At 66.1% G+C, this 17381-nt stretch carries 13 protein-coding genes; 6 read left to right on the top strand and 7 right to left on the bottom strand.

What is annotated here, in order from left to right:
- Positions 1-223: 223 nt before the first annotated feature.
- From ACYOEI_RS38895 to treZ, 3 genes are all read right to left on the bottom strand, one after another.
- Positions 224-1234, bottom strand: a complete 1011-nt coding sequence (locus ACYOEI_RS38895) for an IS110 family RNA-guided transposase (RefSeq protein ID WP_462855916.1) — start codon at positions 1232-1234, stop codon at positions 224-226.
- A gap of 332 nt (positions 1235-1566) precedes the next feature.
- Positions 1567-3603 (bottom strand): amylo-alpha-1,6-glucosidase, encoded by a 2037-nt coding sequence (locus tag ACYOEI_RS38890; protein ID WP_462855914.1) that lies wholly within the window; start codon positions 3601-3603, stop codon positions 1567-1569.
- The gene (treZ, locus tag ACYOEI_RS38885) at positions 3596-5533 is read right to left on the bottom strand and encodes a malto-oligosyltrehalose trehalohydrolase (RefSeq protein WP_462855913.1); all 1938 of its coding nucleotides are present in this window, start codon (positions 5531-5533) and stop codon (positions 3596-3598) included. The genes ACYOEI_RS38890 and treZ overlap by 8 nt, the downstream gene beginning before the upstream one ends.
- 1533 nt (positions 5534-7066) lie before the next feature.
- Here treZ and ACYOEI_RS38880 point away from each other — a divergent pair.
- The 5 genes from ACYOEI_RS38880 to dhaK all read left to right on the top strand — a co-directional run bounded on the left by ACYOEI_RS38880 (position 7067) and on the right by dhaK (position 14160).
- Entirely contained in the window at positions 7067-8206 is a 1140-nt protein-coding gene (locus ACYOEI_RS38880; RefSeq protein WP_462855911.1) for a DUF1559 domain-containing protein, read from the top strand.
- Positions 8207-8450: 244 nt separating this feature from the next.
- Positions 8451-8969 (top strand): hypothetical protein, encoded by a 519-nt coding sequence (locus ACYOEI_RS38875; RefSeq protein ID WP_462855910.1) that lies wholly within the window; start codon positions 8451-8453, stop codon positions 8967-8969.
- Positions 8970-9238: 269 nt separating this feature from the next.
- Complete coding sequence (locus tag ACYOEI_RS38870; RefSeq protein WP_462855908.1) at positions 9239-10522, top strand: tetratricopeptide repeat protein; 1284 nt, start codon at positions 9239-9241, stop codon at positions 10520-10522.
- Positions 10523-10563: 41 nt separating this feature from the next.
- Positions 10564-11874, top strand: coding sequence for a cytochrome c3 family protein (locus tag ACYOEI_RS38865; protein WP_462855907.1), 1311 nt, complete (start codon positions 10564-10566; stop codon positions 11872-11874).
- Positions 11875-12444: 570 nt separating this feature from the next.
- A complete protein-coding gene (gene dhaK, locus ACYOEI_RS38860) occupies positions 12445-14160 on the top strand; it encodes a dihydroxyacetone kinase subunit DhaK (RefSeq protein WP_462855906.1) in 1716 nt (571 codons plus the stop codon).
- Positions 14161-14306: 146 nt separating this feature from the next.
- On the opposite strand, the gene ACYOEI_RS38855 is transcribed toward dhaK, so the two are convergent.
- The 3 genes from ACYOEI_RS38855 to ACYOEI_RS38845 all read right to left on the bottom strand — a co-directional run bounded on the left by ACYOEI_RS38855 (position 14307) and on the right by ACYOEI_RS38845 (position 15962).
- Positions 14307-14699: a response regulator gene (locus tag ACYOEI_RS38855; protein ID WP_462855905.1), complete on the bottom strand. Its 393-nt coding sequence runs from the start codon at positions 14697-14699 to the stop codon at positions 14307-14309.
- A gap of 187 nt (positions 14700-14886) precedes the next feature.
- Positions 14887-15567, bottom strand: coding sequence for an HAD family hydrolase (locus ACYOEI_RS38850; protein WP_462855904.1), 681 nt, complete (start codon positions 15565-15567; stop codon positions 14887-14889).
- Between the two features lie 47 nt (positions 15568-15614).
- Complete coding sequence (locus tag ACYOEI_RS38845) at positions 15615-15962, bottom strand: P-II family nitrogen regulator (protein ID WP_015247204.1); 348 nt, start codon at positions 15960-15962, stop codon at positions 15615-15617.
- A 510-nt stretch (positions 15963-16472) separates the two neighbouring features.
- On the opposite strand from ACYOEI_RS38845, the gene ACYOEI_RS38840 reads away from it, so the two are divergent.
- Positions 16473-16802: a TfoX/Sxy family protein gene (locus tag ACYOEI_RS38840; protein WP_462855903.1), complete on the top strand. Its 330-nt coding sequence runs from the start codon at positions 16473-16475 to the stop codon at positions 16800-16802.
- Positions 16803-16970: 168 nt separating this feature from the next.
- On the opposite strand, the gene ACYOEI_RS38835 is transcribed toward ACYOEI_RS38840, so the two are convergent.
- Positions 16971-17363 carry a hypothetical protein gene (locus ACYOEI_RS38835; protein WP_462855902.1) on the bottom strand — a complete coding sequence of 131 codons (393 nt, stop codon included), beginning with the start codon at positions 17361-17363 and terminating at the stop codon, positions 16971-16973.
- Positions 17364-17381 lie beyond the last annotated feature (18 nt).

Genomic DNA, 17381 nt, shown 5'->3' with positions numbered 1-17381 from the left:
CTCGTCGCTGAGGTCGGAGGGATAGGACTTACGCATGGGAATAATCCTCGGACAGATGTCGATCGGCCTGACTCCTTCTACAGGCGTAGGTTACGAAATTTTCGGATTACCGGATAGCCTCTTAGAGGCGGGGTCGAGGATTCCCCCTAACCGTTTTGCCAACGCGACCGGTCCCTTTGGCCCTCCCTCTCTCAGATCCTTCGATCAACTCCAGTCTATCCGATCACTCCGCCGTCGCCAGCAGTACTTCCTCCCGTCCGATCGCCCACACGAATCCCGCCAGCTCACGCGCCACCGCCGTCACCGCCTCCGCTGGCGGCTTACCTCGGCCGATCAAGTTCGTCAGACGAGCATGAAGACGTTTTTGCGCCTTCCATGCAATCGCCGTCACCCCGGCCGCCAAGCCCTCGCTCCGATCCCGCAATGCCTTGCTCATCCGCGGCTGCCTCCGGTAATGCCACGCCGATTCAATAAACAATATCCTCACATGAGCATTACCAGCTTTGCTGATCGGACCTCCGCGACGTGTCTCGCCGGTGGTCTGCTCCGTCGGGATCAGACCCACGTACCCCATGAAGTCACGCGCACTCGCGAACCGCCGGAAGTCCCCCACCTCCGCCGCTACGGTCACGGCCGTCACGAACTCCACGCCGCGCAGCGCCTGCAACGCCTTGACCAACGACATCCCGTCCCAAACCTCGGCCGACTCTCGCAGCCGCGCCGTCAGCTGCGCACCCCGCAACGTCGCCAGGTCCACGGCCGATAGCCCGTCGCGGAGCACATGCTTTTGCGCCGACTCGGCGAATACCTGGCCGGCGATCCAGGCCCGATGGGCTTCGTTCCAACTCGTCTTGCCGGGATACTGACGGCCGTGGCGCAGGAGGAACTGGCCCAGCTGCTGGCGGGCCACACGCTCGGCCTTCTTGGCGGCGTCTCGGGCCCGCTCCAGGTCCCGGATCGCCTCACACGCCTCACTCGGGATGGTGACCGCGACCAGGTCGCCACTGCGATGGTTCTGTGCCAGCCTCGCCGCATCACGGCGGTCGGTCTTGATCCTCTCCCCGGGCTTCTTCGGGACCAGGGACGGTGCGATCACGTCGCACGCCCAGCCGGCGGCACGTAACGCCCTGGCCAGCCCGTAACCGGTCGGGCCCGCCTCGTAACAGCACGAGATCCCGGCCTTCGGCCCCAATCTCTCCAGGATCTTTCCCAAGGCCTTGAACTCGGACGGCACCGTCGCAACCACTCGTGCGGGCTACCGCCCCGCCTCGGCCACGGCGACCACGATCGTATTCTTGTGAACGTCGAGACCCACGAAATGCGTCGTGTGAGAATCACTCATGGACCAGTCCTCCCGATGTCGGCTCGGCCCGAAGACGCCACAATCGTCCACGGTAACCCACGAGGCTCGTGAGTGACTGGTCCAACCATCTTCTCTACCGGGGGGAGGGGAGAGCGACGTTCGTCCGAGTCGTCGGCCTGAGCGTGATCGCCCAATATAATATCAACTTTTCTAATATTCAACACTATTTAAATTTTACGCCATGCGTCCTGACCGAGGGTTCCCTACTCGGCCGTCTTGATCCAGCAGCGGAGGACCTCGGCGACGCTCCAGGCCTGGGCGACGCAGCCTCGGGGGTGGAAGGGGGCTTCGGCGTCGAAGATCTCGCTGATGGAGCCGACGCAGTCTTCGTTCAGGTGCGGGATGAACCCGTCGAGGAACTTGCGGGCGCCGGCGCGGTCGTCGGGGTGGAGCTTGAGCCAGGCGTCGATGAACGGGCCGATCAGCCAGGCCCAGACCGTCCCCTGGTGGTAGGCGGCGTCGCGGGCGCGGAGGTCGCCGTCGTACCTGGGCTTGTAGTCGGGGTCGTCGGGCGACAGCGAGCGGAGGCCCACCGGGGTCAGGAGCTTTCGGCGCACCACCTCCACGACCGGCTCCCAATACGCGCGCTCGAGGACCGGGTGGGCGAGCGAGATCGCGAAGACCTGGTTCGGACGGCAGGCCGGGTCGTCGCCGTTCTCGCCGTCGACGACGTCGTAGAGGTAGCCGGCCGACTCGTTCCAGAAGCGTCGGTTGAACGAGCGTTTGGCCTGCTCGGCACGCTCGGCCAGGGGGGCCGCCAACTCGTCGCCTCGCCAGTCGCGGACCCAGCCTTCCAGGAGCCGAAGCGCGTTGTACCAGAGCGCGTTGATCTCGACCGCCTTGCCCCGGCGAGGCGTCACGACCCAGTCGTCGACCTTGGCGTCCATCCAGGTCAGTTGATAGCCCGGCGCCCCCTGGCGGAGGAGGCCGTCGCGGGGGTCGACCCCGATGCCGAAGTGGGTCCCCTTTAGGTGGTGGTCGATGATGTCGAGGAGCTTGGGCAAAAGAAGGTGGAGGGTCTCCTGGTCCTCGGTCGCGTCGAAGTAGCGGTCGATCGCATGGAAGAACCAGAGGGTGGCGTCGGCGGTGTGGTAGAGGCCCTGGGTCCGCCCTTCCGGGAAGAGGTTGGGGATCAGGCCGTCGCGGATGTAATAGGCGAACGTGCGGAGGATGTACCCCGCCTCGACGATCCGGCCGGTGGAGAGGGTCAGCCCTTCGAAGCTGATCATCGTGTCCCGGCCCCAGTCGGTGAACCAGTGGTAGCCGGCGATGACGGTGCGGATCTCCTCGCCCGAGGCGTGGGCCCTCGCGGTGTCCTCGACGCGGCCGGCGGGCGTGATCACGAACTGGTCGGCCGCCAGGACGAGGTCGGCCGCGGGGCCGCCGTGCGCCTGCTTGCGGGCGTTGCGGATCAGGCGGGCGGAACGGACTCGCTCGGCGTGCAGGGCCTCCGACGGCTCGAGCGCCCGCAGGGTCTCCCAGGACTCGGTCGAGACGACGAGGTTCACGTCTTCGCCCTCGGTGAGCTCGGCCCGGAAATAGCCAGGGCTCCAGAGGTTGCCCGTATGGCCATACCCTCGGCTCGCCTCGACGGCGTAGCGGATCTCGCCCGAGACCGCCGCGTCGAGCATGAAGGCGGGGTCGCGCCCTTTGAGCAAGAGACGGAGCGGCGGGAAGCCGTCGGTCGCGATCTCGTACTGGTCGCCCGAGGCCGTCAGCCGATATGGGCCCGTCGGGGGGGTGTCGACCGACGAGTCGTGCGGGCGGAAGTGGACCGAGGGGCGGAGGACGAGCCGGACGGGGCCATCGCCGGAGAGGAGGCGATAGACCACAAAGGTTGTGTTCTGGAGGTGCGAGATGACCAGCCGCTTCTCGAGCGCGATCGCGCCGACCTCGAACCGCCAGACGGGCAGCCCGCCTTCGAGGTGGAATTCGGCCAGCCGGCCTGCCCCGGGCATGCCGGAGGGGGCCGAGACGAGCGACTCGAAGCCCAGGGGGATGCTGCCGCCGTCGGCGAGGACGACGCGCTCGCCCAGTTGGTTGAGCATCATCGTGCGCCCCAGCGGCGCGGGGAGGGCCGCGACCAGGAGCCCGTGGTAGCGCCGGGTGGCCATGCCGCCGACCGTCCCCGAGGCATAACCCCCCAGGCCGTTGGTGACGAGCCACTCCCGGGAGGTGAGCGTACCCTCGCTGATCGGGTCGGAGGGGGAACAGGACGTCGAGAGCGTGAGGTTATCCATGAGGTCGTCCCGTGAACTTGGGGTGCATGACGACGGCGGCATGTCCGAGGATGTGCCACCCGTCGTCGCGTTCGGGCGCGGGGGTCCCGGAGCCGCCGTAGCGAGGATCTTCGCTCGACCAGAGGAGATCCCACATGGCGTCTTCGGGAGGGGCGAGCAGAGGCTCGGTGACCGGGTTGAGGTCGAGGTCGGGGCCGAGGTTGACCAGGACGAGCCGGTCGTCGCCGTCTTCGCCGAAGGAACGCAGGACGAACGCCTCGGGGCCGAGGACGGCGCCGTCGAGGCCTCCCGGACGCCGATCGCGGAAGGTTGGGTCGTCGCGACGGAGGCGGAGAAGATCGGCGTGGAGGGCGTAGGCCTCGACATGGGCCTCGCGCTCGGCCGGGTCGAGCGTCGAGCGCCGGAACCCTTCCGGGGCGTCCGGGCGAGGCACCAGGGCCTTCATCTGGGCGCCGGCGAGGCTCGGGAACTGCGAGAGGAAGTCCTGCCGCCCGCGTCGCATCGACTCGGAAATCTCGGGCGTCTGGTCGCCGAAGTAGAGGAACGGGGTCGACGCGCCATACTCCTGGCCCTGGAACAGGAGCGGCGTGCCCGGGCCGAGCAGGAGCATCGCCGTCAGGGCCCGATGGCGCCCGGGCGTGGTCAGCTTCTGGAGCCGATGGCCCCAGGCCGAGTTGGCGAGTTGGTCGTGGTTCTGGAGGTAGAGGACGAACCGACCCGGGTCGATGCCGAAGGCGGGGCTCCCCCGACGCTTGGCCTGGCGGACGTCGCGCTGACCCTGGTAGAGCAGGCCGTGCTTGGCGACCGAGACGAACTCCTGGGGAGTCCCGCGGTAGTCGCCGTAATAGGCCTCGAGCCTCCCGGTCGCGGCGGCCATCGCGGCGTGGTGGAAGTCGTCGGACCAGAGGGCGTCCATGCCGAATCCCCCCTGCCCCTCGGGCCGGATCAGCGCGACCTCCTGCGGCTCGTTCTCGCCGATCACCAGGACTCGACGCCCGCTCGCAGCCTGGCGGGCCCGGCGCGTCAGGACCTTGAGGATGTGGTCGGGGGACGCATCCTGGATGTCCTGCGTCGCGTCGATCCGGATCCCGTCGACGTGGAACTCGTCGACCCAGTACGCGACGTTCTCGGCGACGAATTCCCGGATCGGTTCCGCCCCTTCGCCGTCGAAGTTGAACGGGCGGCCCCAGGCATTCTTGTAGCGTTCGGTGAAATAGTCATCCGAAAACGTGTTGAGATAATTTCCGACGGGCCCGAGGTGGCTGTAGCAGACATCCAGGACCACCGCCAGGCCCTCGGCGTGCGCCCGGTCGACGAACCGTCGCATGTCGTCGGGGGTCCCGTAGTGGTGGAACGGCGCATACAGGTCGACGCCGTCGTACCCCCAGCCGAAGCGCCCGGGGAACTCGGCGACGGGCATGACCTCGAGCACCGTCACGCCCAGGATCGCGAGCGACGCCAGGACCTCGGCGGCCGAGGCCCAGGTCCCCTCGGGGGTGAACGTGCCGACGTGGACCTCGTAGATCACATGGCCCTTCGACCCCGGACCGCGCCAGGCGTCGTCGGTCCATCGGAACGCGGACGGGTCGATGACCTGCGACGGCCCGTGAGGGCCCTCGGGCTGGAAGCGAGACGCCGGGTCGGGGCGAGGGTCTCCGCCGTCGACTTTGTAGCGATATCGCATCCCCTCCCCGGCCGAAGGGACCAGCGCCGAGAAATACCCGTCCTCTTCGGACCGGAGCATGACCGAGGCCGAGCCGGGACTCATCTCACCCGCCGGGCCTCCTTCGAGGACCAACTCCACGCTCCGTCGCCCTCGGGCCCAGACCCGGAAATGGACCCCGCCACCGGAGATCAACTCCGCGCCGACCGGCCTCCTTCGCGAAGGATTCACAGGTTGCCGCACCGTCGACGTCGTGGACCGGGTCATGGGAGGGACACCCTCAATCGAATGCGCACCATTCCTCCTCGCCCGAGACGCGGACGAGCCCGACATGCCTCTCTGGAGCGAGGAAGGAGCAAGGCCGATCGAGAACGATCCCCCGGCCCTCGGGGATCTTCCCGCAGACCTCTGACGAGAAACCCGGCAATCCCGATGCCAATCCTGGCATAACCTCGGTCCGAGGCTCGAGTTGGTGCCGCGTTATCGAGGGTCGGGATGTCTGGCGCCATTCACGACCCAGGACGGATGGGCACGGCCGCCAGCCCTTCTTCATGAATGCTGGTGGGGGTGCCCACCCGGCGAAATGCGAGCGGATGGAGCGGGAAAGGACCTGAATGCCCCACCATCAACTCGAAACCCATTTTATGTATTGACTATATATTACCAATGAAACCACTAATTTCGATCGTGATTCCCATCAACCTCATTAATCCGCCGGTTGGAAGCCATGGGATGCTCGACGCGTCGTGAGACGGGGAAAGCGAGAGGATTTCGCTCGGGCCCCAATTCAGAAACCGAGGCCCAGAACAACAAACTTCGATTACCCAAAAACAGTTCTATGACTTGGAAAATCCCACACGCGTCACGCTGGCTCCTGACCCGGGACTCGGGAATCGCGAACTCGATCGAGACACGGCGACGGGAAATACCCTTAAATCGCGAGACGTCCGGTGAAGACCGGAATCGATTCTTTCGGAGAATCCCGCAATTGCTCCAAATGACTTGGGACAGTTAGCGGTCGTGACGAAAATCGGCGTAGTCCTTGGAAAAGGAAGGAATTGAGGAAGGTGCTTGACGCTATTTAATTGGGAGACATGGTGCCCCCCTCGCAGACGAGGAAACCGGATTTATGCACCAAGGTTCTGAATCGGCCGCAAAAAATTCATTCCGAATTTTTGCCAAAGGCTTCCCTGACCCCGTAACATAACTTCAGAGATCCGCGTGGTCTCACCCAAACAATCGATACTTTCCGTTTGTTTGGCCTCCGGTGGGCAGCAAGGATCGTCATAATCGCCGTGCGACTCTTCGGTTGCGGCGATGTGAATGTTATCTGGTGAAGGTCGAGGGCCGGCGAGGTCAGCCGGCCGGATTTGCCGAACAGGCGTAGTTTCGTGTTTTCCCAGCCGCATGTTTCGGGATGATCTCTACCGAGAGTCCCGAGGCCCCCGAAAAAGCTCCCCTGGGTCTCGTCGGCCACTGTGCCTGGAGAGACTCGACACAGGATTGATAGGCCTGCCCAGTCGTCCGCACCACCCATCCCCCCCCCATTGGTGTGGCTGACTTCAGGGTCGGTGATCGCTGAATCGTTGGGATCAACGTCCCGGCATGACACGCCGAATTTAGACGTGTCACACCGCGGGCGATCTAGGATCTCGGATTTGCAGGATTCTAACGTTTGAAGGACCGACGTCCGTCGTTCTTCCGAACGTAAGTTTCGGCAGATTGGCCAAATGGGTATTGATTTGGCCCATCTGTAAGATTAGGTACTTCGTCATCCCAAGCCGTAGAAGGATCGCATCGATGAAAAGAATGCCGACGCCATCATTGCGCCGAGGGTTCACGCTGATCGAACTCTTGGTGGTCATCGCCATCATCGCCGTCCTGATCGCCCTGCTGCTGCCCGCCGTCCAGTCGGCCCGCGAGGCTGCCCGCCGCATCCAGTGCACGAACAACCTGAAGCAGCTCGGGCTCGCATTCGCGAACTACGAGAGCACGAACTCGATGTGGTGCATGGGCGCCATGACGTGGCCGAACCCGCAAAATCCCATGGGCAACCCCGCTTTCCCGAGTGGCGGCGGTGGCATCGTCAACGGGTTGAACTGGGTCGCGCTGATCCTGCCGTTCACGGAGCAAAACCCGATCTACACGTCGATTAACTTCTCGACGGGTACGACGACCAACATGCCGGCCTTCGCCACCGTCTGGTACACCCGGCTCGGCATGCTGGCCTGCCCCTCCGACGGCGATCAGCAGGGCTTCCGCAATTCCGGATCGGGCAACGGAGACGGCCAGGACATCTCCGGCGGCGCCCCTCCTGCGAACCCGAACGGCGGCGCGGTCCAGGTCCCCGTCTCCGACTACCTCGTCAGCTACGGGGATAACTACGGCAGCGGTTGCAACACCCCCGGTGCCATCTTCCCGACCGAGTCGAATTACAACAACTTCCCCCCGGCCCCGGGACAACCGTGGGTCGGCTGGCCCGGCGAACAAGGGACGAAGCTCAGCGTCAGCACGTGCACGGCTACCGGCCCGAACACCGGCTCGCTCCGCGGCATGTTCGACGTCAATGATGGCCAGACGGTGACCCTCGCGGGCGTTACCGACGGCACGAGCAACACCATCAGCGCCGGCGAGAGCCTGCCCGCCCAGCGCGCCGACAACAACGTGTGGGAGTGGAACTCCGGTGCGAATGGCACCACCATCCCCATCAACTACCCCTCCGGACAGAGCTGCTCGACGGCCGGTGGTTGGGGCAGCACCAACTTCGCGTCTCGCTGTGCCTACGCGAACGTCGGCTTCAAGAGCAAGCACCCGGGCGGTGCGAACTTCCTGTTCGTCGACGGGTCGGTCCACTTCCTCAAGTCGACGATCAACATCTTCACGTACTGCGCCCTCGGCAGCCGTGCCGGCGGCGAGGTCATCAGTGCGGATGCCTACTAAGTCCTAGCTCGAGCCATCGTCCCTAGCTCGCCCACACAGCGTCCTATCCGAGTCGGCGGTTGGGCTTGATACACCGGTCAGGCCCAACCGCCCCGTTTTCACCACGAGCAAGGCTTCTCGTCGGCATGCGGCGGCTCGCCGTCGCATTTCACTTTCCCGAGTTGTTGCCAGTCAGGATTGAACACCTATGCCATCCCTGTATCAGCGATCTCTCGAAACTCGCCGATCCAGGCGCCTTCTCGCAATGCTGACCGTTTCCGGTCTCTTCGTCCTCGCCTCTTGCGGGACGGACGACGGCCTTGGCCAACGTTATCCTGTCTCGGGTATCGTCAATTACAACGGCAGTCCGCTCGAGAAAGGTACGATCAATTTCGTCTCGGAAGACCTGTCGAAGAACTACGGTGCCACGGGCATCATCACCAACGGCTCGTACAAGCTCTCGATGGGTAGCGAAGGCGACGGAGCCCAGGCCGGCCATTACAAGGTGACCGTCGTCTCCAAAGAAGACTACACCGAGAAGGCGGCGGCGGAATTCAAGCGAGTGACGGGAAGTACCAGCCCCAAGATCTTGCCGGGTGCCGTCGGGAAAGTCGTGGCGGAAGCCAAGTCCCTCATCCCCGCGGGATACGGGGATGCCCGCACCACGACCCTCAAGGCCGACGTCAAGGCCGAATCGAACAAGCTCGACTTCAACCTCTCCGACGCCGAGGCTCCGCCGGAGCCGCCGAAGGCGGGCTCCGCCAGGGGCCGAGGTCGTCGCTGATCGTCTCACCGATCGAGACCGCCCTTCCCGGCAGTGAGTATCGACGCGACATCACCTCGAAGGGATGACGTCCGAAGCTCCTGCCGGGCGGGCCGCGCACCCGCCCCACATCTCTCGTCAGCCCGCCGATCCTCCCACGATCGTTGACGCCCGGGAAAATCATGCGACACTAGAATCGGTGGGGTTTTCCCTTCGATCACCGGGGATCGGACCTGCGCGATCCCCAATGGGCATGCTCCTCCTGATCGGCTTCGAGGTGGGCGATGCAGATGACCGGGCATAAGGCCAAGCTCGTCTCGGTGCTGGTCATCGCGGGCGTATTGGTCGGCATCGGGGCCTGGCTGCGGTCGCGGAAGGCCTCCGTCGAGGCGGACGCGGTGCGGCGCGCGTTGGCCGCCGGCCAGTACCCGGCGGCCGAGACCGCCCTGGTCCGTTGGCTGAAGGCGCAGCCCGACTCGGCCGAGGCCCACTACTACCGCGGCCGGGTCGCCCTCGCGTTCGACCGGCCCGCCGAGGCCGCCGCCGGGCTGAAGCGGGCCGCCGAACTCTACATGGCCGCGCCCCAGCTCGACCTCTTGCGGGCCATGCTCGCCTCGAAGATGGACCGGTTCGCCGAGGCCGAGCCCGTGTTGCGGAAGGCTTTCGAGAACGCCCAGGGGCCGGACCCTCAGATCGACGAGGCCCTGGCGCGGGTCTACCTCAAGACCTACGACCTCAACCGGGCGGCCAAGGTCATCGAGCGCTGGGCCCGCGACGCGCCCAATGACCCGAAGCCTTACCTCTGGCGGGCCGAGATCGACAGCCGGGCCTCCTCCGAGGCGATCGACACCCTCAACGATTTTCGAGAGGCCGTGAAGCGGGCCCCGACGCTCCCGGAAGCGAGGCTCGGGCTCGCCAATGAGCTCCGCAAGGGGCACCGCAACGACGAGGCGGCGACGGAGTACGAAGCCTACCTCAAGCTGAAGCCCGACGACGCGGCGGCCCACCTCGGCGCCGGGCAGAACCTGTTGGAGAAGGGGGACGAGGCCGCCGGGATCCAGCACCTCGAGCGGGCCCTGGCCCTGGACCCCAAGAACGCCGCGGCGCTCAAGGAGTTCGCCGAGCTCGACGTCCGGCACGGCAACTTCCCTTCCGCCCTCGCCTATCTCGACCGGGCGATCGCCCTGAACCCGCTGGACCTCGCGATCCGGCATCGCCGCAGCCTCGCCCTGACTCGACTCGGACGCACCGCCGAGGCCGAGAAGGAGCTGGCCACGGAGAAGACGCTCCGCGCCGAGCTCGAGCGGCTCGACGACGTCCGCGACCACCTCATCAAATACCCCAAGGACCATAAGGCCCAGGTCGAAGTCGCTCGCTGGATGTTCGACCACAACCTCGAGGCCGAAGGGGTCCAATGGGCGGAGAAGGTCCTCCGCGAGCAGCCGGGGAACCCCGACGCAAGCCGCCTCCTGGCCGACCATCACGAGCGCAAGGGGAACGCGGGGCTGGCCAACTTCTATCGTCTCCAAGCCTCGTCCGGAGCATCTTCCAAGGATCAGAACCCCAAGCCCTGACGCCCGGCGACGCGGCCGGGCCACCTCGAAGGAGGCCCTTCGTGTCCGAGTCGAGAACCCCCGGCTCTCCGGCCGCTCGGGCCCTTCAAGGGACCTTGCTGGTCGTCGTCGTCCTCGCCGCCGGCTACTTTGCGTGGACCCAGACCCACCAGGAGATCCCGGGGCCGACCGTCCCCGAAGGACACCTGGTGCCGACCAGCCTCTCCCCCTACAAAAACACCGAGCGCGGGGTCGCCTACGTCGGCGACGCGGTCTGCACCAAGTGTCATGCCGAGATTTCCAAGACGTTCCATCAGCATCCGATGGGCCGTTCGATGGCGCCCGCGAACGAGGTCTTCGCCGAAGTCGGCGGGAAGGTCCTCACGGTCGACGACCTCGACTACTCGATCGAACGTCGCGACGGCCAGGTCTTCCACCGCGAAACCCGTCGCGACAAGGATGGCAAGGAGCTCGGCGTCGACGAAGGCCTCATCCGCTTCGCCCTCGGGTCCGGGACGCGTGGATACTCGTTCCTCGTCCAGCGCGGGAATGACCTCTTCCAGTCCCCCCTCGCCTGGTACACCGAGGGGCATCGCTGGGACCTGGCGCCCGGGTATCGCGACGGGAACCTGCACTTCGACCGCCGGATCCTGATCGACTGCCTCTTCTGCCACAGCAACCAGGTCGCGCTCCCCGCCAACGGGCCTCCCGTCTTTCAGGGCCTCTCGATCGGCTGCGAGCGTTGCCACGGGCCGGGCGAGCTCCACGCCAAGAACCCCGCACAGGCCTCGGGAACGGGCAAAGGCAAGGACCTGACGATCGTGAACCCGGTCGACCTCGACGTCGCGCTCCGCGAGTCCGTCTGCGAACAGTGCCACTTCCAGGGGTCGGCCCGGCTCGCCCATCCCGGCCGCTCGCCGTTCGACTATCGCCCCGGCCTCTCGTTCCACCAGTTCGTGGCGGTTAACCCGGCCTCCACCGACCCTCGCCGAGGCCTCAAGGCGATCGGGCACGTCGAGCAGATGCGTGAGAGTCGCTGCTATCAAAAGAGCGAGGGGCGACTCGGCTGCACCTCCTGCCACGACCCCCACAAGCGCCCGGAGCCCGCCGAGCGGGTCGCCTATTTCAAGGGACGCTGCCTCGAGTGCCACGCCGATCGAGGATGCAAGCTCGCGCCCGCCGAGCGCCTCGCCAAGAGCCCGGCCGATGACTGCGTCTCGTGCCACATGCCCCACTCCCCCGCGACCGACATCCCGCACACCGCCCCGACGCTGCACTCGATCCCGAGGTTCATGGCCGACAGCCGCCCGTCCCAGGCGCCGCCGGCCGCCAATGAGGCCGCATCCAACGGCACGGCCCCGACGGCCCGGTGATCGTCCTCGGCTCCTGGAGCGAAATCGGTGGAGGAACGGAGGTCGAGGGTGCCACGGGTTCCGTCTTCGGACCCCGTGCGGGCGAGGCTCGGCTGGCGGCGTCGAGCTTGGGCGTAGGGCTCGTCGAAGCCGGTTCTCATGGCCCGTGCTGAGCCCCGCTTCCGATCGAGACCTCCAAAGTGTCTGCCCAAGTCGTCGGTACTCCCTGAGGATCGATGCGTTGAGCCGGGCCCGATCCGCACGGGGTCCGAAGACGGAACCCGTGGCACCCAGGGGCACCTTGCCAAACGAGTACCAAGGCCCCAAGATCGTTGGCATCGCCTGGGGTTGGCCTTGCGGAAGGCGATGGCGGGTCGCGAGGGAAAGCATCTCGAGTCCGGAGTGGACCGACCTCGCAGCACCTATCCCGAAACCCGGCTTCTTCTTGAGAACCGAGTTTCTGTGAGAATCCACGACGTCCCGCAAGGGGTTGTCTGCGGCGAGTGGGTCAGAAACCCGGTGTTGAAGAAAGCACCGGGTTTCGGAACAGAATCACGAGGTCGGTACACGTTCTCGTTGGGGGACCCTCCGTTGAAGAAGCTGATCAACCGGCGTGTGGAGGTCGTCGACGAGATGGTCGAGGGTTTGGTCGCGGTCTACCCGGGCCTGGCCCGGGTGCCGGGCCAGACGGTGATCGTCCGGGCCGATGCCGAGGTGGTCCGGGGGCGGCAGGTCGCCCTCATTTCGGGCGGGGGCAGCGGGCACGAGCCGGCGCACGCGGGGTACGTCGGCCCCGGGATGCTGAGCGCGGCGGTCGCGGGCGAGGTCTTCACCTCGCCCAGCCCGGATGCCGTGCTCGCGGCGATCAGGGCGGTGACGGGCCCACCGGGAGCCCTGCTGATCGTCAAGAATTACACGGGGGACCGCCTCAACTTCGGGCTCGCCGCCGAGATGGCCAGGGCCGAAGGGCTGGCAGTCGAGATGGTCGTCGTGGCCGACGACGTCGCCCTGGCCGCGACGTCGGAGAACGCGGGGAGGCGAGGTCTGGCCGGGACGATCTTCGTCCACAAGGTCGCCGGCGCGGCCGCCGAGGCCGGGGCGAGCCTGGCCGAGGTCGCCGCCGAAGCTCGCACCACCGCAGACGCCGTCGGGACCATGGGGGTTGCTCTGTCACCCTGCACGGTCCCCGCCGCGGGCAAGCCCGGGTTCACGCTCGGCGAGGAGGAGATCGAGCTCGGCCTGGGGATCCACGGCGAGCCCGGCGTCCGCCGGGGGCCGCTCGAGCCCGCCGATGCGCTCGTCGAACAACTGCTCGACGCGATCGTCGCCGACGCCGGGCTCGGCCCAAACGACCGGGTCGCCCTGCTCGTCAACAACCTCGGCGCCACGCCGACGATGGAGTTGATGATCGTCGCCCGGCACGCCCTGGCCGTGCTCGAGGAACGCGGCCTGGCGGTCGAGCGGGCGTACGTCGGGACCTTCCTCTCGGCCCTGGAGATGGCGGGCGTTTCCCTATCGGTCCTCCGAGTCGACGACGCGAGCCTGGCCCGGCTCGACGCACCGACCCAGGCGCCGGCCTGGTCGCACGCCGAGGCGCGTCCGCAGGGACCTCGCTCCTCCGTCGCATCGGCCGAAGGTTCGCAAACCGAAGCCCCGAGCCGGTTCCCCGCCCCGATAACGCCGCTCGGGATCGCACTCCGAAATGCCATCCACGAGGCGGCCCGGGCCCTGATCGAGGCCGCCCCGCATCTCACGGAGCTCGACCAGGTCGTGGGCGACGGCGACCTCGGCCTCAGCCTGGAACGCGGGGCCCGCAGCATGGATCCGCCCGATTCGTCGTCGGACGCAATTTATCCGTTCGACGACTCGACTGCGACGCTGCACGAGCTCGGCCTGACGCTCCAACGGACGCTCGGCGGGACGTCCGGGGCCCTGTACGGGATTTTCTTCCTCCGCGCCTCGGCCCGACTCCGATCGCTCAAACCCAACGACCCCCGCGCCTGGGCCGAGGCCTTCCAGGCCGGCTGCACGGCCGTGGCCGAGCTCGGCGGTGCCAAGGTCGGCGACCGGACGATGCTCGACGCCCTGCAACCGGCGGCCGACGCGTTCATGGCCTCCCTCGACGCCGGCCAACCTCTCAAATCCGCCCTCGGCGCCGCTACCCACGCCGCCGAAGCGGGCGCAAAGGCCACCGCCGACCTCGCCCCTCGCCGAGGCCGTTCCAGCTACCTCGGCGACCGCGCCCTCGGCCACCCCGACCCCGGGGCCGTCGCCGTCGCGACCTGGCTTGGGGCGATTGCGAAGTAGGGAGATGGGGAGAAGAAGGTATTCACCACAAAGGCACAAAGACACGAGGGGAATACAAGAAGTGAAAATCCTTAATTTTAACTTCCAAGCATTTCCTGCACTTTGTGTCTTTGTGCCCTTGTGGTGAACACCTCCCCTCCCCCTTGTCACGCAAAAAACTGACGGATCAAGTCGGGCAGCTCCGCCGAGAATTTGCTGCGGGGGAGGACGGGGTCACAGCCCGCGGACCTGGCGCCGGCGAGGGCCTGGGTGTCGACGTGGGAGCCGAAGGCGACGAAGGGGGTCTCGGGGGTCGCGAGCTTGCGGTAGGCGATCAGCGCGGGGATCGAGACGAGATCGCCGGCCGAGAGGTCGACGAAGACGACCTTGGGGCGCCACTGCTCGATCATCGCCGAGGCGAGGGCAACGTTCCCGGCCACGAGGACGCGGTGTCCCAGCTCCCGGGCCGTCCCGGTGATCTTGGACGTGAAGATCAGGTCACGGCAGAGGAGTAATCCCGCCGGTTCCGACCCTTCCGGCGCAGGCACGGATTCGCTCATAGACGGCGGAGCCTCCTAGTCCAGGGAGTCGCACGGATATAGGGAAAACGAACAATCAACAGATGACACAGATTGACACAGATAAAATATCAAAATTTTTACTTTGATATTTTCAAATTTCTTATCCGCGTTTCATCCGTGTTCAATCCGTGGCGAAAGAATCCCAACCAGGCACCCCGATCCGGACTCAGGCGAAATGCTCGTCGATCCATTCGGGGGTCATCGGGACCAGGCCCGGCAGGACGAACTCCGCGCCGGCGTCCGCGAGTTCCGCGACGCCATAGGTGTTCGAGACGCCCACCGCGTGCATCCCGGCGCCCTTGGCCGAGATGATGCCGGCCAGGCTGTCCTCGATCACCAGACACTCCTGGCCTTGGAGGTCCGGCAGGACCTTGCGGAGGGCGGCGAGGGCCAGGAGGTATCCCTCGGGGTCGGGCTTGCCTCGGCTCGTGTCCTCGGCCGAGACGATCGCCGCGACCTGATCGGTCGCGTGCAAGAGCTTCAAGGCGAAGACGATCTCGGGGCGCAAGGCGCCCGAGCAGATCGCGAGCGGCCAACGCTTGGAGAGCGCGGCGAGGCACTCGGCCGCGGAGGGGAAGAAGTTCAGCCCCTCCTCGGCGACCTCGAAGTAGCGCTCGGCCTTGCGGGCGATCAGCGCATCGACCCGACTCGGGGACGCGTCCTTGCCCGCGTCGAGCAAGGCGGTCTCGAGGCAGCCCCGGTCGTCGTAGCCGAGGTATTTGTCGTGGTAAAGGTCGTGTGTCAGTTCGACCCCTTCGGGGGCGAGGACCTCACGGAATAACGAGAAGTGGACGTGCTCGTCGTCGAGGAGCACGCCGTTGAAGTCGAAGATCACCGCCCGAATCATGGGATGCTGCTATCCGTTCCCGTCCCGCGTCAGCGGACCGAAAGTTGTCAAATCGCCTCAGGCCCGCGCTCGCCGGTCCGGATCCGGATACAGTCGTCCATCGGCAGGATGAAGATTTTGCCGTCTCCGATCTTCCCGTCGGGCCCGCTCCGGCCCGCCTGGATGATCGCGTTGACGGTCGGCTCGACGAAGTCTTCATTCACCGCGATCTGCAGCTCGATCTTCCGGAGCAGATTCACCGTGAACTCATGCCCGCGGTAGACCTCGGTATACCCCTTCTGCCGGCCGAAGCCCTGGACGTCCATGACCGTCAGGCGGAAGACCTCGACGTGCGAGAGTGCTTCCTTGACCGCTTCGAGCTTGGTGGGCTGAATCAACGCGATGATGAGCTTCATGAGAGCCCCGATCGTCCCGACGACCGTTCCCGATGAACCACGGCATCGGGCAAAGCCGGGCCGCCGGCTTGCTGAACGATTCCCGTGAAAGACCGAACGATTGTCCCGGAATCTCGCCCCGCGTCAACAAAAAAACCAGGATCAACATCCCGGCATACCAGGATCGGAACGACAAGACACGTCCTCTCGAATCCGACACTCCTCGCAGATCTCCACCGGACTCTCACCGCTCGAGGGTTTCACCACAAAGGCACAAAGGTGAGAGGCCAGAGAGGACCAATCCCCTTCGGACCTGCTTCGATGGTTCTTTGTGCCTTTGTGGTGAAGCCTTCTTCAGACTAGGGCTCGGGGGGGGGGGTATCCGCGAGGAGTCTCTCGAAACCTGCTATCATCGACGACAGGCCTTCATGGACTTTGCCCAACGAGCTTTACCGAGAGGGCCAGGACGGGCTCTGTCCTTTGGCCTGCCCGCTTCCCGCACTCGCTCTCGTCCACAAGGAATGGAAGGCCATGGCTCGCGAGAAGCACCTGGAAGCGTTGATCCAGAAAGAGATCGGCCGGATGCCCGGGCTGACGGAGAAGGCGATGTTCGGGGGGCTCGCGTGGATGCTCGACGGGCACTTGCTCTGCGCCGCCCGTGATGACGGGATGCTCGTCCGGCTGGGGAAAGGTCAGGATGCCTGGGCGCTGCAGATCGACGGGATCGTCGCCATGCGGTTGGGCGACCGGCCGATGACGGGCTGGGTCCGTTGCGGTGCGAACGTCTACGACGACGCGACACTCCGCAAACGATTGATCTCCCAGGCGATCACGTTCGTGGGCTCGCTACCGCCGAAGTAGCACGGCCGGGCCGCCAATCGAGGCTGGCAAGCCGGAAAACGTGGAGTCCGACGAAATCGGTCGTGAGCAAGGTCTCGCGATCGAAGTGGTGAAGACTCGGTCGGGCGGTCCGCCTTCTCGGCGGAACCGCCTTTCCGAAGTCATTGGGGGGCGTTGGCCGGGGGGCGATCAAGGCGTGGGGAGGAGGGAAGAGTCGATGCTCGTCGGCACGGGGGGGGTGTCATCCGTGGGGGCAGTGGTCGCGGGGGCGGTCGCGGCGTCGAGCTGGGCGGGGGCCGGCTGCTGAGCGGGCATCGGGGCCGCCTCGGGGGCGGCCTGCGCCGGGGCCGCGTTGGCCAGGGCCGTGGGGGCAGCACCCGGCGGGGGGACCGCACCGGAGTCTTGGTTCGGGTTCGGCGCGGAGGCCGTGTAGATGCTATTGGGCCCCGGCTGGTTGTGGTGGTAACCGCAGTTGCCACCGATGCAAGGGGCGGGGAAGTCGTCGCAGGTGTCGCACTGGGTGCAGCCCACCACGCCTGCCACGAGGGTGGCGGCCAGGAGCGCGAGTTTCGACCGCAGCATTCCGGTATCCTTTCCGTA

It is taken from the genome of Singulisphaera rosea, from assembly GCF_054877945.1.
The sequence above is the reverse complement of the archived record's forward strand: the minus strand, read 5'-3'. Positions and strand labels throughout refer to the sequence as shown.